The following is a 23846-nucleotide window of genomic DNA, read 5'->3' on the forward strand; positions in this document are numbered from 1 at the left end:
AAAAGCCTACACACCGTTGTTAAGGGTGCAATGCAAACTTGGTGAAAGGACGCTTGATCGTCCACACCATTAAGACAGAATAGAAGACATCACGCAGAAGTGTCATCATGTAGTTCATCACTTGCGCGTCCTCATCAGGGCTAACAGAGAAACACCCGCAGTCAATCCCGAGCCCCCGCGCCCATGCCTGCGCGATGCCGATCATGAATAGAACGAGAACAATCTGCCCCACCCACGCCGATTGGCGCAGGAACAGCCCCAACAGGAGCAACAGGCCGCCGCACACTTCCAGCGGACCGATCAGATAGGACAAATAGTGGGACCACTCTGGGGTAAAGATTTCATATGCCTTGATGCTTTGGGACACCGCGAGCTGGTCCGACAGCTTCGACGCGCCCGCCTTGATCCACACATAGGCCATATAAAATCGCGCGAATGCACTAATGATATCGAGCACGAGTGGTGCGCTGATTTTGGTTTTGGTCACGGAGTTAGCCTAACAATCTACGGGTGCAGGGCATAGCGGCGGTAGGGGCGGCGGATGGTCCAGACGGTGAGGGCGAAGAAGAAAGCGTCGCGAAGCAGCGTCAACGCATAGTTCATACCTTGGTTCACATCGTTGGGATCATAGCCAAAACACCCACAATCGATGACTAACCCACGCGCCCACGCCTGGGCAATGCCCACCATGAACATGACTAGGACCACCGCAGCGACTGCCGACGCCTTCCTTTAGAACAGCCCCAGCAACAGCAGCACCCCACCCATGAGTTCCAGGGGCCCAATGAGGTAGGCCAAGTATCCGGACCACTCCGGGGTAAAGATGCCATAGGCCTTGATGGCCTGGGTCATCTCCATCCGGGCGTCCAGCTTCTGTATGCCGGCGATAATCCACACGGCGGCCATGCCGAATCGGGCGAGTGCGCTGGCCAGGTCAAGCACAGAGGTGCGTTGTGCGGTTGTCATAAACCATTAGCCTAAGCTCCGAGAACCTGTGACACCAGCGCCTGTGCTTCTTCCTGCACCTGCTTGAGGTGTTCTTCGCCACGGAAGCTCTCAGCGTAAATCTTGTACTTATCCTCCGTGCCGGACGGGCGCGCGGCAAACCACGCGTTCTCCGTCCTCACCTTGAGGCCGCCGATCGCCGCGCCGTTGCCCGGCGCCTCGGTGAGCTTGGCGACGATCTCCTCGCCTGCCAGCTCCGTAGCCGTCACCTGCTCCGGGGAGAGCTTCTTCAGGATGGCCTTCTGCTCGCGGGTAGCCGGGGCGTCGGTGCGCGCATAGGCCGGCGCACCATATTCCTCCGCCAGCTCCGCGTAGCGCTGCGACGGGGTCTTATCCGTCACCGCCAGGATCTCCGCGGCCAGCAAGTCCAAGATGATGCCGTCCTTGTCGGTGGACCACACCGTACCGTCGAAGCGCAGGAAGGAAGCGCCCGCGGATTCTTCGCCGCCGAAGCCGAGGGTGCCGTCGACAAGCCCCGGCACAAACCACTTGAAGCCCACCGGCACCTCCACGAGCTCCCGGCCCAGGCTGGCCACGACGCGGTCGATCATGGAAGAGGACACCAAGGTCTTGCCCACGCCCGCATTTCCCCACTGGGGACGGTGGCTAAACAGGTACTCGATGGCCACCGCGAGGTAGTGGTTCGGGTTCATCAGCCCAGCGTCCGGCGTAACAATGCCGTGGCGGTCCGCGTCGGCGTCGTTGCCCGTGGCCAGGTCGTACTTGGAACGGTTATCCACCAACGAAGCCATGGCGTCCGGGGAGGAGCAGTCCATGCGGATCTTGCCGTCGGTATCCAGCGTCATGAAGCGGAAGGTGCCGTCGACGTCGGGGTTCACCACGGTCATGTTCAGCTCGTAGTGCTCAGCAATTGCCGCCCAGTAGTCCACCGAGGCGCCGCCCATGGGGTCCGCTCCGATGCGCACGCCGGCGTCCTTGATGGCCGCCATGTCCACGACGTTGGCCAAATCGGACACATAGGAGTCGAGGTAATTGTGCTTCACACAGCGCGCATCGAGCACTCCGTCAACCGGCACGCGCTTCACACCGTCGAGCCCGGCGCGCAGGTAGTCGTTGGCCTTTGCTGCGATCCAGTCGGTGGCATCGGTATCCGCCGGACCGCCCGTTGGCGGGTTGTACTTGAATCCACCATCGCGCGGCGGGTTGTGGGAGGGGGTAATCACGATGCCGTCGGTGCCCGGGTTGGTCAGGATGGCGTGGGAGACGGCCGGGGTCGGGGTGTAACGGCCGCGGTCATCCACGCGAACCTCTAGGTCGTTGGCAAGGAGGACCTCGAGGGCAGAAACCATGGCGGGTTCGGAGAGCGCGTGGGTATCGCGCCCGATGAAGATGGCACCCGTGGTCCCCCGCTCAGCGCGGTAATCCACGATGGCCTGGGTAATCGCCAGAATGTGAGCTTCGTTGAAGGCGGTGTCCAAGGCGGAGCCGCGGTGGCCGGAGGTGCCGAAGGAAACCTGCTGGTCGGGGTTATCTGCATCGGGGGTGCGGGTGTAATACGCGGTGACTAGTTCTGCAATATCGATGAGATCAGAAGGCTGGGCTAGTTGGCCGGCGCGCTCGTGTGCCATGGTGGGTTCCTCCTTGGAAACGTGGATACACCCTAAGCTTGCCTGCTTCACGCCGTTTTCGCATCCCAATTAGGATGGTTCCTATGCCACAGATCCTTCTTGTGGGCTGCGGAACCGCGCTCGGGGCGCTGGTCCGCTTCGTCCTTTCTTCGCTTCTCGGGGGCGGCGAGCTGCCACTGCTACTCATCAACGTTCTTGGCAGTGCTGTCATGGGCTATGCCAAACCCCCGGCATTCTGGGGCACAGGTTTCTTAGGCGGCTTCACTAGCTTTGCCACTTTCGCCTTCCTCACCTCCAGCTTCGGCCCGGCGCAGGCGGGGGCCTACGTGCTGGCGACGGTCGTCGGCTGCACCGGGGCTTACCTCATGGGTGACCGCCTGCAGGACCGGAGGCACGCATGATTCTCTCCATCCTGGCCGTACTCGCCGGTGGCTTTGTCGGCGGCTGCGGGCGCTACCTGCTCACCCGTGTGCTGCCCTCCCCCACGTGTACCTTTGCCGCCAACCTCGTCGGCGCGGCGGTGGCCGGTGTGGCCTATGGCTATGCCACGCATGCACACGCCCCCGAGTACTTCCTCCCCCTGCTGGCGGCCGGACTCGCCGGCGGGCTATCCACGTGGTCCACGCTGGCCAGAGAACTGGGAGAAATGATAAAGGCCAAGCGCTGGTGGCGCTTGGCGCGTTATCTCTTCTGGACCATCGGCCTAGGAATCGTGGTGGCCTGGCGCGGGGCGTGGGTCGGCTCGCTTCTCGCCTAACCTACCTCGCACGCCCTTGTGCGGTCACAGGCTGCATTAGTCAGCGATGGCGTCCAACGGCGGGGTCTTCGCCGCGCGCTGCGCCGGCCACAGGGCCGCCAGCACACCGACGATTCCCGAGCCCACGAACATGACCGCGAGCATCATCCACGGCACCGTCGCGGAATCGAGGCCTTCGTCGGACAGCACGGAGATGAAGGACCACCCCATCCCCAATCCCATGAGGATGCCCATGAGCGCGCCGAAGAGGGCGATCTGTACCGATTCCACCGTGATCATTGTGCGAATCTGGCGGCGTTGAGTACCCACCGCGCGCAGCATACCGATCTCTTGACGGCGTTCGATCACGCCCAGCGTGAGGGTATTAACAATGCCCAGGACAGCGATGACCACAGCCAAAGCCAGCAGTGCGTAGAGAATCGTGAGCATCTGGTCAATCATTCCGGCGGCCTCGCCGGCGTATTCCTCACTGGTGCGCACCTGTACCACAACGAGGTCCTTGACGGACTTCTCCAGGTTGGCGCGCAGCTTCTCCTTGTCATAGCCCTCCTCCGCGTTCACGGAGACCACCGTGACGTCGAGGCTGTTGGGGTTGATGACCTCTTCTACCGCGGACTGGGACACGGCCAGGCCCGGAAGCATCTGGAAAGGTTCATAGGTGCCGAGGAGTTTTACCTGCGCGGTGCGGGACGGATCCGGCCCCGCCAACTCATAGGACTGGCCGACCTCCCAGCCTTGCTTCTCAGCCAGGACAGAGTCCGCGATGAAGCCCGGTTCCTCACCCGTATTCAGGGCGCCATCTACCAAGGTCAGGTTGAGCATGTCATCGGCGTTGCCATCGATGACCTGGCTGACCATCATTTCCGGGCCATAATTCATTGAGGCCTGACCATCCACCTGTAGAGGCGCAGTACTCATCGCTACGACCTGGCCAACCCCCTCGGTATCGCGGGCGCGCTGCACAGTCTCGTTCGGCGTCGGGAAGTTTCCAGACGTCGGGCCAGACATCAAGAAGTCTGCGCGGGCGTCCTGCTCGACGGCGTCGGCCACCGAGGCCTTCATCGTCGCGCCCAACATGCCGATCGAGGTCACCAGCGCCACGCCCAGCATGAGAGCGAAAGCAGTCGCCGCGGTACGGCGCGGGTTACGCGCCGAGTTCGTCGACGCCAGCTTGCCCACCGCGCCAAAGGGCGCACCAACCACGCGGCCGATCCCCGGAACGATAAGCAGGGAGATGGCCGGGCCGGCGAGGAAGAAGCCAAGGATGAGGTTGAGCGCACCGAGGCCCACGAGGGAGGCGCGGATGCCTGTGGAGGCATCGATAAACACTCCAACGAGCGCGAAGATGATGCCTACAACGAGCAGCAACCCGCCCAGCACGCTGCGCACGAGCAACGAGGAACCAGCTGCGGACTCGGTGGTGCGCATGGCTTCCACGGGTTTCACCGCACCCGCCCGGCGCGCCGGCGCCCACGCGGAAATGATGGTGACCACGGCACCCAAAAGCAGCGGCACGACCACTGCGCTGACGCTCAGGCCTAGACCGCCGCCCATGGGCATGCCCTTGGCTTCAAAAACGGCCTTGATGAGCGCCACCAGACCCATACCGGCGACCACGCCCACGGCAGAACCCACGAGGCCTACGATGAAGGCCTCCGTCACCACCGAGCGCGTAATCTGGCCGCGGGAGGCGCCGAGTGCGCGCAGCAGCGCGAACTCCTTGGTGCGCTGAGCCACGATCATCGAGAAGGTATTCGCGATGATAAACGTGCCCACCAGCAGCGCGATGAGGCCAAAGGCGATGAGGAAGTAGTTGACGAATTTCAGGGCAGAGGAAATCTGATCCGAAATTTCATCAGCGAGCTTCTGGCCGGATTCCGCCTTGACCTCAAAGGTGTCGTTGAGGTGATCCACGAGCTCATCGGCGCTCACGCCCTCGGCCGCCGCGACCTTCAACTGTTCGGAATTGCCATAGCGCTCGACGAAGGCCTCATGCCCCATGAGCAAGGTCAGGCTGGGACCTTGGTCCACCGCAGGCTTGACGACGCCCACGACATTTACCTCGTCACGCTGGTCCGGGTGGACCACGAGGAGGGTATCGCCGACGTTGATACCGAACTCTTCGGCGGCGGAGTCATTAATGAGGACTTCGCCGGTCCCGTTCGGCTCGGAGCCTTCGACAAGCGTGGCGGGCTCACCGACGGATTGATCCTCCGGGTAGTAAGGCTGCACGCTGGAGGTGCCCCCACCGGTTTGAAAAGCCTCGGCGTCCTTATTTGCCACCACGACCGTCTGGCTGCTTTGCATGTTCACCGCGCGCACATCGGGGTCGGCAGCGATGTCATCGCGCATCTTTTGGTCGAGGTTGGGGCCGCCTTCTTTCTGGCTCACGGCCGCATCCACACCGGTAAATGCAGTCGAGACAGCGGAGTCGAAGGTGCTCGACAGCGAGTTGGTGAACATGAAGGAACCCGAGATGAACGCGGTGCCGAGCACCACCGCCAGCAGGGTCAGGGCAAGGCGCAGCTTATGCGCGAGAATATTGCGCACGGACACCGTGCGCATGGTGTTCTTTGTGGCCATGCTTTAGCCCTCGATTTCTGCCATCACGGCGTGGATGGACTCCATGGTTGGGTTGGTGAGTTCATTCACGAGGCGGCCATCGGCAAGAAAGACCACGCGGTCTGCGTAGGAGGCGGCCTTGGCATCGTGCGTGACGATAACGACGGTCTGGCCATCCTTATCCACGGCGGTGCGCAAAATGTCGAGCACCTCGGCGGAGGAGTTCGAATCCAGGTTGCCGGTCGGCTCATCGCCGAAGATGATCTCAGGGCGCGACACCAGGGCGCGCGCGCAGGCAACGCGCTGCTGCTGGCCGCCGGAGAGCTCTGCTGGGCGGTGATTCAAGCGCTCGGACAAGCCTAGGCGGGAAGTGACCTCATCGAACCACTCTTTATCCACCTTGTTGCCAGCGATATCGGTGGGCAGCGTGATGTTTTCTGCCGCGGTCAGCGTGGGCACCAGGTTGAAGGACTGAAAAATGAAGCCCAGGCGGTCGCGGCGCAGGGCCGTAATATCCTTGTCGCTGAGCTGCGACATATCGGTATCACCGATGAAGGCCGAGCCGGACGTCGCCGAATCGAGCCCCGCCATGGTGTGCATGAGGGTGGATTTGCCGGAGCCCGAAGGGCCCATGATGGCGGTAAAAGTGTTGCGCGCGAACTCAACGTCGACGTGGTCCAACGCGGTGACTGCGGTGTCTCCCTGGCCGTATTGTTTGAACAGGTCAACGGCGCGAGCCGCAGCAGTCATCGTTGGGGTGGTCATGGACGTGTTCTCCTTATAGATGGGGAAAGTAACGTCACCACCCTATCTTGCCCTGGGTAAGTTATGTGACGCGTGTGGTCTAAAATATGCTCCATGCGCGCATCTCTTTCCGCTCTGGAACATTATGACCGCTGTGCCGAAGCAGCCGCGGCTCAGATCATGCGCCACTACTCCACCAGTTTTTCCCTGGCCACACGGCTTCTTCAGCCACGGGTGCGCGTGGACATCCGCAATTTATATGCCATGGTGCGCACGGCCGATGAAATCGTCGACGCCGGGCTTGACCCCCACGACGCGGCCGCGCTTCTCGACGCCTACGAAACCACCGTCCGCAACGCCCCCTCCCAGCGCTTTCACGCCGACCCAGTCGTCCACGCCTACGCGCTCTCCGCGCGGCGCTGTGGGTTCCAGGACGAACACATTGCAGAGTTCTTTGCCTCCATGCGGTGCGACCTCACGCGCACCTCCCACACAGCGGACTCTTTTAAGACCTACGTTCGGGGCTCTGCAGAAGTCATTGGGCTGCTCTGCCTGGATACTTTTTATGCCGGTGCTCCTCGGCCCACTGGCGTCGAGGAAGGAGCGGAGCGCCTCGGTGCCGCGTTTCAGAAGATCAACTTTTTGCGGGATCTGCATGAAGACTCCACGGTGCTGGGCCGCGCTTATTTTCCTACGCTGCGTGAGCCAGACAAACTCGATGAGGAAACGAAGGCCGCCATCATTGCTGATATCCGCGAAGACTTAGTCCATGCCCGCACGGCCATGGACCTGCTTCCCCTTAGCTCCAGGGTGGGGGTAGCCGCAGCGGCGGCTCTTTTCACGGAGCTTACGGATCTCCTCGAAGCCACTCCAGCGCACGAGATCATGACTACCCGCGTCAGCGTGCCCACCGCGCGGAAAGCTGTCCTCATCAGCCGCGCTGCAGCGCACGCGGCACGGAAAAAGGGTTAAAACATGAGCAAACATGTTGTTGTCATCGGCGCTGGTATTGCAGGCCTTGCCACCGCAGCTTTGCTGTTGCGGGAGGGGATGCGGGTGACGGTCGTCGACAAGCAGCGCAGCGTCGGTGGACGCGCGGGAAGACTGGCCGTGGATGGTTTCCGTTTCGATACCGGCCCCTCGTGGTACCTCATGCCGGAGGCCTTCGATGAGTTTTTCCGGGCCTGCGGCACCAGTACCGAGTGCGAGCTGGATCTAGTGGACCTCTCCCCTGCCTACCGTGTTATCAACGAAGACGGCGCGGCCCTAGATATAGAAACGGGCGTGGATAACGTAGCAGAGCTTTTTGAATCCTTGGAGCCGGGCTCTGGCGACAAGGTGCGCGCGTACCTCGCCAGGGCCTCCGACGTGTACGCCATTGCCCTGCGCAACTTCTTGTACACTACGTTCTCCCACCCCACGCAGCTTCTCAGCAAAGACGTCCTCACCCGGCTGGGCACGCTCGCGCTGCTGCTGACTCGTTCGTTAGATACGCTGGTGGCTGCCCAGTTTAAGGATTACCGCCTGCGCCAGGTCCTGACTTACCCCGCGGTGTTTCTCTCCACTGAACCGAAGGCCGCGCCGGCACTGTATTCCTTGATGAGCCACACGGACTTGGTGGAGGGCGTGCGCTATCCCTTAGGAGGCTTCGCGGCCGTTGTCGACGCTATCGCGCGGCAGGCAGCCGGCGCCACCTTCGAGCTAGGCACGGCGGTGGTAGCAATCAACCACGCGCACGGGCGCGCGACGGGCGTCACGCTTGACGACGGCCGCACGATCCCCGCCGACGCCATCGTCTCCGCCGCTGACCTGCGCCACACAGAGACTGCTCTGCTTCCAAAGGAACTGCAAACGTATCCGGAACGCTACTTTGCCCACCGTGACCCTGGCCTGGGCACTGTCTTAGTCTTCCTCGGCGTGAAGGGGGAGCTTCCGCAGCTGGCGCACCATACACTGCTATTCAGCACAGACTGGACCCCCGATTTTAAGGCCGTCTACCACGGCCCTGAGCCGTTGCGGCCTCTGGGTGCTTCGGAGTCTATCTACGTATCCAAGACATCGGCGACGGATCCTGGCGTGGCTCCGGAAGGCCATGAGAATCTTTTCATTCTCGTCCCCGTTCCGGCAGAGGAATCCTACGGCCATGGCGATGCCTACGGCGCTGCGGAATCTCCCCGCGTGGGTGCCATCGCCCGCGCCGCCGTGGCGCAGCTGGGTGCTTGGTTGGGGATTGAGGATCTGGGGGACAGGGTCGTCGTCAAGCGCACGCTCGGCCCCGCCGACTTTTCCGAGCAGTACAATTCCTGGTCCGGCGGCGCCGTGGGCCCTGCCCATACGCTGCGCCAGTCCGCATTTTTCCGGGGCCGGAACCAATCCCGTAAGCTGCCCAATCTGTACTACGCCGGTGCTACCACGGTGCCGGGCGTGGGCGTGCCTATGTGCCTTATTTCTGCACACAACGTACTCACGCGGATGCGCGAACAGTATTAAGCATCGAGCTCAAGGGATGCAGGCGTACCGTTGCGCCTTACCTTCACTGTTACGGGGTGACCGCCAAAAAGATAGCCATCATCAAACTCCACGCTGAGATTCCCACGTTGCGGAACCTCAACAGCAACGGGAGTGAGTTTGGTGTATACGTCGCTGGCAGTGAGTTCCGGCGCCGGGAGGCTGTTACCCTCAGACAAGGCGACGTCGTGGCGCCAACGGTTGGCGGCACGGAGGGCTTTTGCAGCAGCAAAGCGCTGGGCCTCATCGAGGAACTCGGCACTGAGGACCTTGTTGATCACGGTGAGGGGTGCCTTGAGTTTTCGCTTGAGATTCGTACTCTCCGCGAGAAGAAGCTCCTCCCCTTCATACACGATGCTGATATCAACTCCGAGTTCTTCTGCCCTGCCTTCGAATGTATTTGTACCTCGGTCGAGCACCAACGGACCGAATGCGGAATCAAGCTCTACCGGAACATCAATCCGAGCAAGGAGCTGCTCCATAGCTGCATCGGCTACATCTGGAAGAATCTCCCAGATATCGACATAGTGTTCTTTACTCCTCTCGTGGAAGTGGTGGCTACCCCGAGCATGAAATACCCTGAAAGGCTCAAGTTCTGTAATTTCCCGCGGATCCCACAGTGTCTTTCCTGCGACTGTCTGGAAGAGCTGCGGATAGCGCACTGCGATGTCACCAGTAATCAGCTCTCCTTCTGGCAGCAACTTTAAAGCGACTCCAGGCAAGCTCATGAGCTGAATGTGCGTTTTGTCCTCAGCATAAGGGTCATCGCTCACCGACTTCTCCGGCGTGTCTGCCACGACGAAGAGAAACTCTGCCTCTTCGAAGCTCAGTAGCGTTTTAACAACATCATTGCCCGAAAATTCACGGTAGAGGGAAAGCATGCCGCAATAGTACATCTGCGTAAAGGCCGTGCAGCGCTGCATAGCGTAGTCTGAGGAGGTTGACGTCGAGTGGAAAGGCTAAGCCGATGGCAGAAACTATTGAGCAGGCCAGCGAGACCGTAGAGGCGTGGCTGAAGCAAGAAGACGCCATCGATCCCAAAAAGGCCCCTCGCCTCCAAGAGCTCTTAGCCCGCGTTCCCCGTCAAGAGCTCATCGCGATTGTGGAGCGCCAGAACGCGCTCCGCGCAGCGCTAGCTCTCCGTCTGCTGCCGCGGGAAAAGTCCATCGCGGTCTTTGATGCGCTCGATGCAAAGCACCAGGCGGACATCATTGATGAGCTGGGCAATGCCGATGTTTATGAATTCTTCGACGAGTTGGACCCCGAAGACCGCGTGGCGCTCTTGGATGAGCTGCCCGCGGAGATTGCGGATCGCCTCCTCCGTTCACTGACCCAGACCCAGCGCGACGTGACCGGAGTGATCCTTGGATACACGAAGGGCTCCGTCGGCCGTCGTATGTCGCCCGAGGTACCCGACATTCACCCGGGAATGAGCATGGAAGATGCCCTGTACACGCTACGGGATACGGCCGATGAACTGGAGACCATCTATACCGTTCCTGTGACGCGCAAGGACCGGCGCTTGGTGGGCGTCGTCAGCCTGCGCGAACTCTTTACGGCTGAGCGTGGCATCCTCATTGCGGACATCATGAAAGAGCCGGTGTATGCATACGCAACTGCTGACGCCGAGGAAACCGTCCGGTGGTTCCTGCCCCTCGATATGCTGGCGCTGCCTATTGTGGATGATTCACACCGCCTCGTTGGTCTTCTTACGTGGGACGATGCCACGGACATCATGGAAGAGGCGGACAGCGAGGACTCAGCGCGCTCCGGCGGTACGGAAGCGCTCCAGCAGCCCTACTTGTCGACGCCGTTGCTCAAGCTCGTTCGCTCCCGCATTCTCTGGCTGCTCGTGCTCGCTGTGTCGGCGCTGCTGACCGTGCAGGTTCTCGATTCTTTCGAGGACACCTTGGCCAAGGCAGTAGTACTGTCTCTGTTCATTCCTCTGCTCACCGGCACGGGCGGCAATACAGGAAACCAGGCAGCTACTACCGTGACCCGTGCGCTCGCGCTTGGCGACGTCCGAACGCGCGACCTCCTTTCCGTAATGTGGCGCGAGCTGCGCGTCGGAATGCTGCTCGGCGCTGTACTAGGAATGGCTGGTTTTGTCTTGGCGACGGCGATCTACGGCCTCGATATCGGTATCGTGATCGGCTCCACCCTGTTTCTTATTTGCTCGATGTCAGCGACCGTTGGCGGGCTCATGCCGATTGTGGCCAAGACGGTTGGGGCGGATCCCGCTGTGTTTTCTAACCCGTTCATTTCCACGTTCTGTGACGCGACGGGCTTGATTATCTACTTCTTCATCGCAAAGTCCGTGTTGGGCATCTAGCCCGATAAAACCCGCCCCGCTGGATCGCGCACCCCCGGCCTCCTGCGTCCTTGCTATTCGTGGACGCAGTCCGTGGCGCGCGCTAAAGCGGCCGGGCATCTAGCTGCATGCCACTGATATGCCACGTGGTTGCTGATCTCTCTTTTACCCGCTTAAACGACATCGATTTCTGCATGCACCTTCCCCGCACAAAGCAGGTGGCCGCCATCCCGCTGGCCGCCTTCACGGACAACCCGGAACCGTGGCAGCAAAAGGTGCGCTTTGCTTTCTGCAAGCACCCCGACGTCATCCGCGAAGCAGTCCGCCGACTCACGACTAGCCCTTAGCTAGGCTTAGGCGCAACAGCATATAAGGGGCCCAGGCCCTTACCCGGCCGCTCCCATCACGGTAAGCCCCCACCATAGCCCCGGGTCCATGGCCCTCTGACCGATGAAGTAAACCCTGCACCCATTAGGCCCAGATGCTAGTGGCGCCGGCATGAATAGATGCTAACGAGAACGCTGGCAGTTCAGGGGCAATCCGGGAAGACCATTGCCTTTTGATTCTGAGGACGATAACCTTGCACTCCCCTATTGTTCCCTACCCAAAAGGACATCACTCGATGAAAAAGTCCCTAGCAATCATCAGCGCCACCGCACTTGCACTTTCCGCTACGCCCACTGCCATCGCTGACGAAGGCGGAGCCCAAACTTCACAGCAGAGCTCGTCCTTGAGTCCCTCTGAGTTCGGGGTGGACCACCCCTTCTTTGGAGTCATCGCAATCCCAGTGATGCTTTCTTCTTTTGCTCTTTCAATGCTCGGCATCCCACAGTGCGGTTTGCATGACACCACTGGGTGCTAGTCAAACTAGCGAGCGGAGTCCAATGCCATAGCGCGGGACCGCCTTGTCGTACACAGCAAACCCGCCGGCCCACACAAAAGATGGGGCGGCGGGTTCCCCGTCTGAGGGTGTACCAGACGTCCCCAGACCATTGGAGTCTAACCTCGACGAACTTGAAGCGAGTATCCCGCAGTTCCAGAGACAGACTTTGGAGCTCATGGCGGTTAGTTGTGCTGAAGCAGCTTCTGCCGCGATGGCTTGGTCGAGCTCGGTGTCGATTTGGGGTAGTTGGTACCGCGAGTCCGCGTAGTTGGTACCGGTGTTCCGCGTATCCGGTACTGCAAGGGGGGTTTTCTTTCATAGTTGATGTTGGCGACACCACAATCCGCTGGTGTTGCGTCAACTTCTACTTGGAAGGAGCCGGTCCTTGTGGCCAACTTCAAGCAGATCATCGCGATGTGCCTTGATGGTGCTAGCTACGCGCAGATCACTCACGCATTGGGATGTTCACGACGGGAAGTATCCCGAGCAAAGAAAGTCATCAACGATGAGGCACTAACTCCAGAACAGTTCCGTCAACTCCCACCGGAATGGTTCGATGATCGATTCAGCGACGGCCGGAGTAAGCGGTCGTTGTCCTATGACCAGCCTGATTTTCAGGCTCTTGCACGCAAGCTGAGAAGTACAAAGCATGTGACCAGGCACAAGCTGTGGATGGACTACTTGTCGCAGCCGTGTCCGACGGACAAGACAAAGTACCAGTACTCCCAGTTCTGCAGTGGGCTCAGTGAATTTCTGCGTGCCAATGATCTCGTCGAAGTTATCACCCATGAGCCAGGCCAAGAGCTTTACGTTGACTGGGCCGGTGACAAAGTGCCTGTAGTAGATCAGGCCAGTGGTGATACCGCGTTCAAGGCGTCATTGTTCGTCGCGGTCAGCCCATACTCAGGGCTGATGTATGTCACGGCCGCTGCGAACGAGAAGATGCCGTCGTGGATCGAGTGCCACGTCAAAGCGTTGAACTATCTTGGCAAAGTACCAGCAGTTATCGTGCCCGATAATGCTTCTACGGCGACTTATCGGCCGAAGAAGAACTCTACATACCGGATGGTCACTGATCGCTACGCAGCGTTTGCAGACTATTACGGGATCACGATCGTGCCGACCAGGCCCGGCAGGCCTCGCGACAAGGCAGCGGTAGAGCGTGCCGTGAAAATCGCCTACACCAAAATCCTGGGTTACTTCAGCAACGAGGTCTTCTACAACCTCGATGAACTCAATGAGGCGATCGCTTGCCGTCTTGCCGATATCAACAGCGCAATGACGCGGCCTGATGGCACAACACGGCGCATGCGCTTTGAGCAAGAAGAAGCACCAGTGATGCGCGATCTGCCGCCGACGCCGTTTACGGAAGTGTCTTATAAGCGGCTCAAAGTCGATCGCAACTGGCACATCACCTGTGACTACCAGTACTACTCTGTGCCATTTCAGCTGGTAGGAGAATCAGTAACAGTCAGGCTCACCCCGCAACTGGTCAGCATCTTCAGCGGGGAGCAGCTTGTTGCTGAACACACGCGCCTTCACGGATTCAAATACCGGTATTCCACCAACCCTCAGCATGCACCGCGTGGCGATGATGAAGGCCACAAGGCGCTTACCCGTGATGAGCTTTTGGCCTGGGCTTCGTCGTTTGGGGCAGCAACGCACGCAGTCATAGCGATGATCCTCGACCGCAATAGTGCCGCCGTACCCCGCGGACTCATCCAAGCACGCAACGTGCTGGCCAACCTGGGCAAAAAGCACAACAAAGCCACCCTGGAACCAGCATGCCAGCAGGTCGTGGACAAAAAGCTGGCCCCAACGATGGCTGTAATCAAACGCATCCAGACTGACATTGCCCACGCCCAACAACACCCCGGGGCACCAGGGCCCAAAACACAGCCTGTGGCCAAACACCACCCACGCCCAAGCACCCCGCTTACCGGCGACGTGGCCGATGCCGTCTTTATCCGGCCTGCTGACCACTACGAAAACTAGAAGGAATAAGGAGTGTGAAACCATGAACAGCATCGACGACGAAATCGTGCGGGCAAAAATGCGCAAGCTTCGCGTATCAACCTTCGCTGACATCTTCTACGAGGTTGTCAACGACGAGGCCTATGCGGATGCGCTACCAGAAGACATCTTCCTCGCCGCAGTCGAAGAAGCCTACACACAACGACAACAACGCAATATCGCCAAGGCCATCACCCAGGCACAATTCCGATACCCGGATGCAAGCCTGGCTGAAATCACCCGGGCAGAACAAGGACCTGACCCCTGTTTGGTAGACACCTGATATCCAGCCCGGTTGGGTTGGGAAGAAAGGTAATCTACCACCATGCCTAGGTACTCCGAACAGTTCAAACGTGATGCTGTGGCCCTCTACGAAAACAATGAGGACCTCTCACTTCACGCGGCTTCAGCAGAGCTTGGAGTCAATCGCTCCTCACTTTATTCCTGGCTTAAGCAGTACGGCACCGGCAAACGTGCCCGCACGAAGACCATGCGTGACAAGGCTCAGGCGACGACTGATTCTGAACGGATCCGCCAGCTAGAAAAAGAAAACGCAAAGCTGCGCGAAGAACGCGACATCCTGCGCAAGGCCGCGAAATATTTTGCCGAAGAGACACGCTGGTAATCCGCTTCCAGTTTGTCGATGACCACCGAACCGAATACTCGGTCAAGCGGATGTGCCACGTGCTAAAGCTCAATCGCTCCTCGTTCTACAAATGGGTCAACACCCGCCAAGAACGCAGGTTAAAGACGTGTTCTGATGCCCTTATTGGTGCGAGAATCAAGACCATCTTCGATAATGAGCACGGGCTTTATGGTGCTAAACGCATTGCTGCAAGCCTCAACGACGATACGGGCTTTCCTCCGACCAATCACAAGAAGGTCGCACGCATCATGAAATCCATGGGGCTAAAAGGCTTTAGCAAACGGCGTCGATGTATCACCACCAGGCGCAAGCCTGGCCGTCGAGTCATGCCAGACTTAGTAGGCCGCAGATTCACCGCTGACAGGCCGAACCACGTCTACGTAGGCGATATCACCTACCTGCCGTGTAAGGGCGGCAAGAACATGTACCTGGCCACGGTCATCGACGTCTACTCGCGCAAACTCGTCGGCCATGCACTCGCCGATCACATGCGGGTATCACTGGTTATCGAAGCTTTATCTCATGCAAGGAAAGTCCGTGGAAGCCTTAAAGGGGGGACCTGACCCCTGTTAGGTAGACACCTGATATCCAGCCCGGTTGGGTTGGGAAGAAAGGTAATCTACCACCATGCCTAGGTACTCCGAACAGTTCAAACGTGATGCTGTGGCCCTCTACGAAAACAATGAGGACCTCTCACTTCACACGGCTGCAGCAGAGCTAGGAATCAATCGCTCCTCACTTTATTCCTGGCTTAAGCAGTACGGCACTGGCAAACGTGCCCGCACGAAGACCTTGCGTGACAACGCCCAGGCGACCACTGATTCTGAACGGATCCGCCAGCTAGAAAAAGAAGTCTCTAAGCTGCGTGAAGAACGTGACATCCTGCGCAAGGCCGCGAAGTATTTTGCCGAAGAGACACGCTGGTGATCCGCTTCCAGTTTGTCTATGACCACCGAACCGAATACTCGGTCAAGCGGATGTGCCACGTGTTAAAGCTCAATCGTTCCTCGTTTTATAAATGGGTGCAAACCCGTGAAAAGCGCAGGTTAAAGATGTGTTCCGATGCCCTTATTGGCGCAAAAATCAAGACCACCTTCGATGATGAGCACGGGCTTTATGGTGCTAAACGCATCGCTGCAAGCCTCAACAGTGATACGGATTTCGGCCCGATCAATCACAAGAAGGTCGCACGCATCATGAAATCCATGGGGCTGAAAGGCTTTACCAAGCGCCGCCGATGCGTCACTACCAGGCGTAAACCTGGTCACCGCGTCATGCCAGATTTAGTAGGCCGCAGATTCACAGCTGATAAGCCGAACCAGGTCTATGTAGGCGACATCACCTACCTGCCGTGTAAGGGCGGCAAAAACATGTACCTGGCCACGGTCGTCGACGTCTACTCGCGCAAACTTGTCGGACATGCACTCGCAGATCACATGCGGGTATCGCTGGTTATCGAAGCTTTATCTCATGCCAGAAAAGTCCGCGGAAGCCTCAACGGGGCAATTTTCCATTCCGATCATGGCAGTGTGTACACCTCACAGGCATTTAGGGACCACTGCGCCCAACTTGGTGTGCGCCAATCCATGGGAGCCGTGGGAACGAGTGCCGATAATGCCCTGGCAGAATCATTTAACGCCACCTTAAAGCGTGAAGTCCTGCGTGATAGGAAACTCTTTGACAATCCCATCGTCTGCCGCCAAGAAGTCTTCCGATGGTGCATGCGCTACAACACCCGCAGACGGCACTACTGGTGCAATCTTCTAGCCCCCGATGACTTCGAAGCACTCACATCAGCTACACTGACCCAAGCAGCATAGCTAACCCCCGACGTGTCTACTTTCCGGGGGTCAGGCCCGGGCAATTTTCCATTCCGATCACGGCAGTGTGTACACCTCACAAGCATTTAGGGACCACTGCACCCAGCTTGGTGTTCGCCAATCCATGGGCGCGGTGGGAACGAGTGCTGATAATGCCTTGGCAGAATCGTTTAACGCCACTTTAAAGCGTGAAGTTCTGCGTGATCGGAAAGTCTTTGACAGCCCAATCAGCTGTCGCCAAGAAGTCTTTCGATGGTGCATGCGCTACAACACGCGCAGACGACACTCCTGGTGCAATCTTCTAGCCCCCGATGACTTCGAAGCACTCACATCAGCTACACTGACCCAAGCAGCATAGCTAACCCCCGACGTGTCTACTTTCCGGGGGTCAGGCCCCAACGCGGTATCAACATGCGCCAGCTGAAACGAATCGCAGCAACTAACTGGCGGGAAAACCCGACCAACATTCACATCCTCGCACCGACCGGAACAGGCAAGACATACATTGCCTGCGCCATCGGCATCGCCGCATGCAAGGCCGGATATTCCGTGGCGTACTACCGGCTGGGCCAACTTGTAGACATGCTGGCGGTCTTCTCACCGACTGACCAAAACTACCTCGACAAGATGCGGAAACTGATCAACGTCGATGTCCTTATCATCGACGACTTTATGACCATCAGCATCAACCAGCGCGGGCAAGAAGACCTAACCAAGATCATATTCGACCGCGACGGAAGGCTCCCAACACTGATCTCCTCCCAATCAGCCGCCGCCTACTGGGTTGAAACACTGCCAGACAGAGTCGGAGCCGATTCACTCGTAAGCCGCCTCAACAACGGCCACCGAATCCATATCGGAGACTTCGACATGCGCAAAGCCACCGCCCCAATAGAACTGGACGAATAAAGCAAACAGCCGGGCTGACTCCGTCGGCCCGGCCCCGGTACCAACTACCCGGAACCCGGCAGTACCGGGTCTCCGGAACACCGGTACCAAAAACCCGCATCTGACACTCGGAGGGAAGTAAGCCTGTAGAGTGTCCTGTTCTATAAGTGCAGTCCTGGTTGCGCATTCACCCCTTGACAGCATGCAGGTTGCTGATTCTGGGCTGTGGGCGCTTGACGATGCCCACGCTGCAGGTCTGTGTTTTCGGGTCTGTACTTTTGGGTGTTTTTGGACGTGGGGTTCAGGCGGGTTGATAACGCAGCACTGTAGATGGTTTAGTGTTGCCGTCAACGAATTAGTGACTGTTCGCCCCCCTTGTTGTTTTGGGGGTCTTGAAGACACGGAAAGGGACCGTTGAAACAGTGGTGGTGTTTCAACGGTCCCTATTGATGTATTGAGTTGTTTGTTGTTGTTTGGTGTCGGCGGTTTCTTACTCTCCCACAACCTCCCGGTTGCAGTACCATCAGCGTTAGCAGGCTTAGCTTCCGGGTTCGGAATGGGTCCGGGCGTTTCCCTGCTGCTATAGGCCACCGACAAACACACGGGGCAAATCTGGTTTGCTGGTGTTGTGTCAGATACTGTGTAGTGGACGCAAGCGACAGTGTGATAGTTGTTTGTCATGTTTTGTTGTCAACACACCCTAGATGGGTGTGTGTGTTTGTTTTGGTCTATTAGTACCAGTAGCCTTCACACCTTGCGGTGCGTCCAGGTCTGGCCTATCAACCCCATCGTCTTTGGGGGACCTCAAATGAAACCTCATCTTAAAACAGGCTTCCCGCTTAGATGCTTTCAGCGGTTATCCCTTCCGTACGTAGCCAACCAGCCATGCTCCTGGCGGAACAACTGGCACACTAGAGGTACGTCCGTCCCGGTCCTCTCGTACTAGGGACAGCCTTCTTCAAGTTTCAACGCGCGCGGCGGATAGAGACCGAACTGTCTCACGACGTTCTGAACCCAGCTCGCGTGCCGCTTTAATGGGCGAACAGCCCAACCCTTGGGACCTACTCCAGCCCCAGGATGCGACGAGCCGACATCGAGGTGCCAAACCATCCCGTCGATATGGACTCTTGGGGAAGATCAGCCTGTTATCCCCGGGGTACCTTTTATCCGTTGAGCGACACCACATCCACAAGTAGGTGCCGGATCACTAGTCCCGACTTTCGTCCCTGTTCGACATGTCTGTCTCACAGTCAAGCTCCCTTGTGCACTTACACTCACCACCTGATTGCCAACCAGGCTGAGGGAACCTTTGGGCGCCTCCGTTACATTTTGGGAGGCAACCGCCCCAGTTAAACTACCCACCAGGCACTGTCCCCAACCCAGATCATGGGCCAAGGTTAGACATCCAATCCGATCAGAGTGGTATTTCAACAACGACTCCACACACACTGGCGTGCATGCATCACAGTCTCCCACCTATCCTACACAAACCGAACCGAACACCAATACCAAGCTATAGTGAAGGTCCCGGGGTCTTTTCGTCCTGCCGCGCGTAACGAGCATCTTTACTCGTAGTGCAATTTCACCGGGCCTGTGGTTGAGACAGCAGAGAAGTCGTTACGCCATTCGTGCAGGTCGGAACTTACCCGACAAGGAATTTCGCTACCTTAGGATGGTTATAGTTACCACCGCCGTTTACTGGGGCTTAAATTCTCAGCTTCGCAGTCAAAGACTACTAACCGGTCCTCTTAACCTTCCAGCACCGGGCAGGCGTCAGTCCATATACATCAACTTAACGTCTTCGCATGGACCTGTGTTTTTGATAAACAGTCGCTTCCCTCTATTCTCTGCGACCCCACAACCCACACCAACGCTTTGGTTGGCTTAAGTCGTGTGGTCCCCCTTCTCCCGAAGTTACGGGGGCATTTTGCCGAGTTCCTTAACCACAGTTCACCCGAACGCCTTAGTATTTTCAACCTGACCACCTGTGTCGGTTTAGGGTACGGGCCATACATCCACATCGCTAGAGGCTTTTCTCGACAGTACTAGATCACCAACTTCACCCCAATGGGCTACGCATCACGCCTCAGGCTTACTCGGTGTGCGGATTTGCCTACACACCACCTCACACGCTTACACCAACAATCCACTCAGCGGCATGGCTACTACACTGTGTCACCCCATCACTTGAACCACACATCAGGCCCCACGACATCAACAACCAACGTGTTCAAAGAACACCCCAGTCGCATCCGCGGTGGTTAGTATCAGTGCTTCATCATGGGCGCGGATATACGGGTACCAGAATATCAACTGGTTATCCATCGACTACGCCTGTCGGCCTCGCCTTAGGTCCCGACTCACCCTGGGAAGACGAACTTGACCCAGGAACCCTTAGTCATCCGGCGGGAAGGATTCTCACCTTCCAATTCGTTACTCATGCCTGCATTCTCACTCGCACACACTCCACGCCTCCTCACGGTAACGCTTCAACACATGCACGACGCTCCCCTACCCAATACAAAAAGTATTGCCGCGGCTTCGGCGGTGTGCTTGAGCCCCACTACATTGTCGGCGCAGGACCACTCGACCAGTGAGCTATTACGCACTCTTTCAAGGATGGCTGCTTCTAAGCCAACCTCCTGGCTGTCTTCGCGATCCCACATCCTTTTCCACTTAGCACACCCTTAGGGGCCTTAACCGGCGATCTGGGCTGTTTCCCTCTCGACTATGAAGCTTATCCCCCACAGTCTCACTGCCGCACAACACAATTGATGGCATTCGGAGTTTGGCTGACATTGCTAAGATTGTAGTCCCGCTCAACCAACCAGTAGCTCTACCTCCACCAAGCTAATGCGACGCTGCACCTAAATGCATTTCGGGGAGAACCAGCTATCACGGAGTTTGATTGGCCTTTCACCCCTACCCACAGCTCATCCCCGCAGTTTTCAACCTACGTGGGTTCGCGCCTCCACAGCATCTTACTACTGCTTCACACTGGCCATGGGTAGATCACCCCGCTTCGGGTCCAGGACATGCCACTAAAAACACCCCATTAGGATTCGGTTTCCCTACGGCTACCCCACACGGGTTAACCTCGCGACATGCCGCTGACTCGCAGGCTCATTCTTCAAAAGGCACGCCATCACACACAAAAAGGTGCTCTGACGGATTGTAAGCACATGGTTTCAGGAACTATTTCACTCCCCTCCCGGGGTACTTTTCACCATTCCCTCACGGTACTAATACACTATCGGTCACACTGAGTATTTAGGCTTACCGGGTGGTCCCGGCAGATTCACAGCAGATTCCACGAGCCCGCTGCTACTCGGGCAACCCAACAACTTGCACATTGAAGCCTTCAACTACGGGACTATCACCCTCTACGGTCGGCGTTTCCACACCACTTCACCTAACAACAACACACAAGCACGATGATGGTAGTCACCGCCCATTGGGGCCCACAACACCGCACACACAACCCCTACCAAGTATCACATGCACACGGTTTAGCCTCATCCACGTTCGTTCGCCACTACTAGCAGAATCATAATTTTATTTTCTTCTCCTACGGGTACTGAGATGTTTCACTTCCCCGCGTAAACCCCCACAACAGCTATGAATTCACTGAAGGGTAACACCCCATAACAGGTGCCAGGTTTCCCCATTCGGACATCCTCGGATCAACGCTTTATTGACAACTCCCCGAGGCTTAACGCAGCCTTACACGTCCTTCATCGGCTCAGCATGCCAAGGCATCCACCATGCGCCCTAAATAACGAACACACAACCAACACAACAACCACCACAAACATGGCGGAAGTCAAACCGTGCTGGTGTGAACACACAAAACACAAAAGAACAAAGAAATCACACAAACCACAACCCACCACCAACACAAAAGAAGATGGCAAGCACATGGTTTAATGCTCGCGTCCACTATACAGTTCTCACACAACACCCCACACAACCCAACAACCACACCCCTAAAAGGCAAAGCAGTTACTGAAACTTATGTGGGTTACAACCAGGGAACAATGCCCCAGACACCCAACAATGCACCACGTACTTTTTTTAAAAACAGACACTCAACAAGTGCCGCGTTAGCTAAATAATTATTCTGGTTAAGATGTATCTCCACCCGATTAACTTACGGTGGCAGCAAAACTTTTGTTTACTCAACCACCACACCATGAAACAAACTCATGGCTATAAGCACCAACTGGTGCCACATAAAATGCTCCTTAGAAAGGAGGTGATCCACCCGCACCTTCCGGTACGGGTACCTTGTTACGACTTCGTCCCAATCGCCGATCCCACCTTCGACAGCTCCCTAACAAGTTTAGGCCACTGGCTTCGGGTGTTACCAACTTTCATGACGTGACGGGCGGTGTGTACAAGGCCCGGGAACGTATTCACCGCAGCGTTGCTGATCTGCGATTACTAGCGACTCCGACTTCATGGGGTCGAGTTGCAGACCCCAATCCGAACTAAGGCCGGCTTTCAGCGATTCGCTCCACCTCACAGTGTCGCTGCGCGTTGTACCGACCATTGTAGCATGTGTGAAGCCCTGGACATAAGGGGCATGATGATTTGACGTCATCCCCACCTTCCTCCGAGTTAACCCCGGCAGTCTCTCATGAGTCCCCAACCAAATGCTGGCAACATAAGACAAGGGTTGCGCTCGTTGCGGGACTTAACCCAACATCTCACGACACGAGCTGACGACAACCATGCACCACCTGTACACCAACCACAAGGGACACTACATCTCTGCAGCAATCTGGTGTATGTCAAGCCCAGGTAAGGTTCTTCGCGTTGCATCGAATTAATCCACATGCTCCGCCGCTTGTGCGGGCCCCCGTCAATTCCTTTGAGTTTTAGCCTTGCGGCCGTACTCCCCAGGCGGGGCGCTTAATGCGTTAGCTACGGCACAGAAGACGTGGAAGCCCCCTACACCTAGCGCCCACCGTTTACGGCATGGACTACCAGGGTATCTAATCCTGTTTGCTACCCATGCTTTCGCTCCTCAGCGTCAGTAACTGCCCAGAGACCTGCCTTCGCCATCGGTGTTCCTCCTGATATCTGCGCATTTCACCGCTACACCAGGAATTCCAGTCTCCCCTACAGCACTCAAGTTATGCCCGTATCGCCTGCACGCCCGAAGTTAAGCCCCGGAATTTCACAGACGACGCGACAAACCACCTACGAGCTCTTTACGCCCAGTAATTCCGGACAACGCTCGCACCCTACGTATTACCGCGGCTGCTGGCACGTAGTTAGCCGGTGCTTCTTATACAGGTACCGTCACATAACGCTTCGTCCCTGTCGAAAGGAGTTTACAACCCGAAGGCCGTCATCCCCCACGCGGCGTCGCTGCATCAGGCTTCCGCCCATTGTGCAATATTCCCCACTGCTGCCTCCCGTAGGAGTCTGGGCCGTATCTCAGTCCCAATGTGGCCGTACACCCTCTCAGGCCGGCTACCCGTCGACGCCTTGGTAGGCCATTACCCCACCAACAAGCTGATAGGCCGCGAGCTCATCTTGCACCGAAAAAACTTTCCAACCACCACACTAAAGGCAGTTCATATCCGGTATTAGACCCAGTTTCCCAAGCTTATCCCAGAGTGCAAGGCAGATCACCCACGTGTTACTCACCCGTTCGCCACTCGAGTACCCCAGCAAGCTGAGGCCTTTCCGTTCGACTTGCATGTGTTAAGCACGCCGCCAGCGTTCGTCCTGAGCCAGGATCAAACTCTCCACAAAAAAGGCCGTGAAAAGCCCAAACCTAGTCAAAAAGACAAACCACAACAGACCACAAGGCCTGAACTGGCTATCCAAAAATTACATAAAGAAAAAATCCAAAAACCAACCCCCAACCCGACGGGGCAAAAAAGAGGCTGGCCTAGTTAGAAGATTTTAAACAATTATGCCCAAACAACTTATGTTATTTACAATGACGCCGCTTGAAAGAAAAGCGCCATCCGGCATACACCAACCGTGCCATACATACGACACAACACGGCCAGAACAAAAAATCAACCAACAAAAAGTACATTGGCACACTATTGAGTTCTCAAACATCATCCGCACACCACAACAAAAATTAACCAAACGTTA

The 23846-nt window shown here is 57.4% G+C and carries 13 protein-coding genes, 3 rRNA genes and 5 pseudogenes; 12 read left to right on the forward strand and 9 right to left on the reverse strand.

Features of this window, described 5'->3' with window-relative positions; genetic code table 11:
* Positions 1 to 19: 19 nt before the first annotated feature.
* The 3 genes and pseudogenes from CAURI_RS11120 to pgm all read right to left on the reverse strand — a co-directional run bounded on the left by CAURI_RS11120 (position 20) and on the right by pgm (position 2594).
* On the reverse strand, positions 20 to 487 hold the full coding sequence (locus CAURI_RS11120) for a MauE/DoxX family redox-associated membrane protein (RefSeq protein ID WP_010191290.1): 468 nt from the start codon (positions 485 to 487) through the stop codon (positions 20 to 22).
* Between the two features lie 17 nt (positions 488 to 504).
* Positions 505 to 966, reverse strand: a pseudogene (locus CAURI_RS11125) (MauE/DoxX family redox-associated membrane protein).
* An 11-nt stretch (positions 967 to 977) separates the two neighbouring features.
* Positions 978 to 2594, reverse strand: coding sequence for a phosphoglucomutase (alpha-D-glucose-1,6-bisphosphate-dependent) (gene pgm, locus CAURI_RS11130; RefSeq protein ID WP_010191292.1), 1617 nt, complete (start codon positions 2592 to 2594; stop codon positions 978 to 980).
* Positions 2595 to 2677: 83 nt separating this feature from the next.
* Here pgm and CAURI_RS11135 point away from each other — a divergent pair, with 83 nt between their 5' ends.
* Together CAURI_RS11135 and CAURI_RS11140 are read left to right on the forward strand one after the other, a co-directional pair.
* Positions 2678 to 2995 carry a fluoride efflux transporter family protein gene (locus CAURI_RS11135; RefSeq protein ID WP_010191294.1) on the forward strand — a complete coding sequence of 106 codons (318 nt, stop codon included), beginning with the start codon at positions 2678 to 2680 and terminating at the stop codon, positions 2993 to 2995.
* Positions 2992 to 3351 carry a FluC/FEX family fluoride channel gene (locus CAURI_RS11140; protein ID WP_010191296.1) on the forward strand — a complete coding sequence of 120 codons (360 nt, stop codon included), beginning with the start codon at positions 2992 to 2994 and terminating at the stop codon, positions 3349 to 3351. The genes CAURI_RS11135 and CAURI_RS11140 overlap by 4 nt, the downstream gene beginning before the upstream one ends.
* 36 nt (positions 3352 to 3387) lie before the next feature.
* Here the strand turns inward: CAURI_RS11140 and CAURI_RS11145 are convergent, their stop codons facing one another.
* Positions 3388 to 5934: an ABC transporter permease gene (locus CAURI_RS11145; RefSeq protein WP_010191299.1), complete on the reverse strand. Its 2547-nt coding sequence runs from the start codon at positions 5932 to 5934 to the stop codon at positions 3388 to 3390.
* A gap of 3 nt (positions 5935 to 5937) precedes the next feature.
* Entirely contained in the window at positions 5938 to 6678 is a 741-nt protein-coding gene (locus tag CAURI_RS11150; RefSeq protein ID WP_010191300.1) for an ABC transporter ATP-binding protein, read from the reverse strand.
* 93 nt (positions 6679 to 6771) lie between these two features.
* Here CAURI_RS11150 and CAURI_RS11155 point away from each other — a divergent pair, with 93 nt between their 5' ends.
* Entirely contained in the window at positions 6772 to 7629 is an 858-nt protein-coding gene (locus CAURI_RS11155) for a phytoene/squalene synthase family protein (protein ID WP_010191301.1), read from the forward strand.
* Between the two features lie 3 nt (positions 7630 to 7632).
* Positions 7633 to 9147: a phytoene desaturase family protein gene (gene crtI, locus CAURI_RS11160; protein WP_010191302.1), complete on the forward strand. Its 1515-nt coding sequence runs from the start codon at positions 7633 to 7635 to the stop codon at positions 9145 to 9147.
* Here crtI and CAURI_RS11165 read toward each other — a convergent pair.
* Positions 9144 to 10046 carry a DUF2262 domain-containing protein gene (locus CAURI_RS11165; protein ID WP_236660805.1) on the reverse strand — a complete coding sequence of 301 codons (903 nt, stop codon included), beginning with the start codon at positions 10044 to 10046 and terminating at the stop codon, positions 9144 to 9146. The genes crtI and CAURI_RS11165 overlap by 4 nt on opposite strands.
* Before the next feature lie 86 nt (positions 10047 to 10132).
* Here CAURI_RS11165 and mgtE point away from each other — a divergent pair, with 86 nt between their 5' ends.
* From mgtE to CAURI_RS11215, 8 genes and pseudogenes are all read left to right on the forward strand, one after another.
* Positions 10133 to 11497 carry a magnesium transporter gene (mgtE, locus tag CAURI_RS11170; protein WP_010191304.1) on the forward strand — a complete coding sequence of 455 codons (1365 nt, stop codon included), beginning with the start codon at positions 10133 to 10135 and terminating at the stop codon, positions 11495 to 11497.
* A gap of 173 nt (positions 11498 to 11670) precedes the next feature.
* Positions 11671 to 11823, forward strand: coding sequence for a hypothetical protein (locus tag CAURI_RS11175; protein WP_236660804.1), 153 nt, complete (start codon positions 11671 to 11673; stop codon positions 11821 to 11823).
* A 923-nt stretch (positions 11824 to 12746) separates the two neighbouring features.
* Positions 12747 to 14354: an IS21 family transposase gene (istA, locus tag CAURI_RS11185; RefSeq protein WP_010191308.1), complete on the forward strand. Its 1608-nt coding sequence runs from the start codon at positions 12747 to 12749 to the stop codon at positions 14352 to 14354.
* Between the two features lie 22 nt (positions 14355 to 14376).
* A pseudogene (locus CAURI_RS11190) lies at positions 14377 to 14625 on the forward strand (ATP-binding protein); the annotation flags it as partial.
* Positions 14626 to 14697: 72 nt separating this feature from the next.
* Positions 14698 to 15581 (forward strand): annotated as a pseudogene (locus CAURI_RS11200) (IS3 family transposase).
* 64 nt (positions 15582 to 15645) lie between these two features.
* Positions 15646 to 16838 (forward strand): IS3 family transposase gene (locus CAURI_RS11210; RefSeq protein WP_420805220.1). Its coding sequence is split into 2 segments (ribosomal slippage): positions 15646 to 15928 and positions 15928 to 16838, totalling 1194 coding nucleotides; the frame shifts between segments, so codons are not numbered across the junction.
* Positions 16839 to 16878: 40 nt separating this feature from the next.
* A pseudogene (locus tag CAURI_RS13675) lies at positions 16879 to 17196 on the forward strand (transposase); the annotation flags it as partial.
* Between the two features lie 38 nt (positions 17197 to 17234).
* Positions 17235 to 17747: pseudogene (locus CAURI_RS11215) on the forward strand (ATP-binding protein); the annotation flags it as partial.
* A gap of 456 nt (positions 17748 to 18203) precedes the next feature.
* Here the strand turns inward: CAURI_RS11215 and rrf are convergent.
* The 3 genes from rrf to CAURI_RS11230 form a co-directional block, all read right to left on the reverse strand.
* A 5S ribosomal RNA gene (gene rrf / locus CAURI_RS11220) occupies positions 18204 to 18321 on the reverse strand.
* Between the two features lie 117 nt (positions 18322 to 18438).
* Positions 18439 to 21512: ribosomal RNA gene (locus CAURI_RS11225) — 23S ribosomal RNA — on the reverse strand.
* Between the two features lie 462 nt (positions 21513 to 21974).
* Positions 21975 to 23492 (reverse strand): 16S ribosomal RNA (locus tag CAURI_RS11230).
* Together the 16S, 23S and 5S rRNA genes form the textbook arrangement of a ribosomal RNA operon.
* Positions 23493 to 23846: the final 354 nt, after the last annotated feature.

Origin of the sequence: Corynebacterium aurimucosum ATCC 700975 (assembly GCF_000022905.1) — a bacterium.
GTDB classification, from domain to species: domain Bacteria; phylum Actinomycetota; class Actinomycetes; order Mycobacteriales; family Mycobacteriaceae; genus Corynebacterium; species Corynebacterium aurimucosum_F.

Coding starts and splice junctions, on each gene's coding strand:
- pgm (WP_010191292.1), bottom strand. CDS start 2,594: ATGGCACACGAGCGCGCCGGCCAACTAGCCCAGCCTTCTGATCTCATC.
- CAURI_RS11135 (WP_010191294.1), top strand. CDS start 2,678: ATGCCACAGATCCTTCTTGTGGGCTGCGGAACCGCGCTCGGGGCGCTG.
- CAURI_RS11140 (WP_010191296.1), top strand. CDS start 2,992: ATGATTCTCTCCATCCTGGCCGTACTCGCCGGTGGCTTTGTCGGCGGC.
- CAURI_RS11145 (WP_010191299.1), bottom strand. CDS start 5,934: ATGGCCACAAAGAACACCATGCGCACGGTGTCCGTGCGCAATATTCTC.
- CAURI_RS11150 (WP_010191300.1), bottom strand. CDS start 6,678: ATGACCACCCCAACGATGACTGCTGCGGCTCGCGCCGTTGACCTGTTC.
- CAURI_RS11155 (WP_010191301.1), top strand. CDS start 6,772: ATGCGCGCATCTCTTTCCGCTCTGGAACATTATGACCGCTGTGCCGAA.
- crtI (WP_010191302.1), top strand. CDS start 7,633: ATGAGCAAACATGTTGTTGTCATCGGCGCTGGTATTGCAGGCCTTGCC.
- CAURI_RS11165 (WP_236660805.1), bottom strand. CDS start 10,046: ATGCTTTCCCTCTACCGTGAATTTTCGGGCAATGATGTTGTTAAAACG.
- mgtE (WP_010191304.1), top strand. CDS start 10,133: ATGGCAGAAACTATTGAGCAGGCCAGCGAGACCGTAGAGGCGTGGCTG.
- CAURI_RS11175 (WP_236660804.1), top strand. CDS start 11,671: ATGCACCTTCCCCGCACAAAGCAGGTGGCCGCCATCCCGCTGGCCGCC.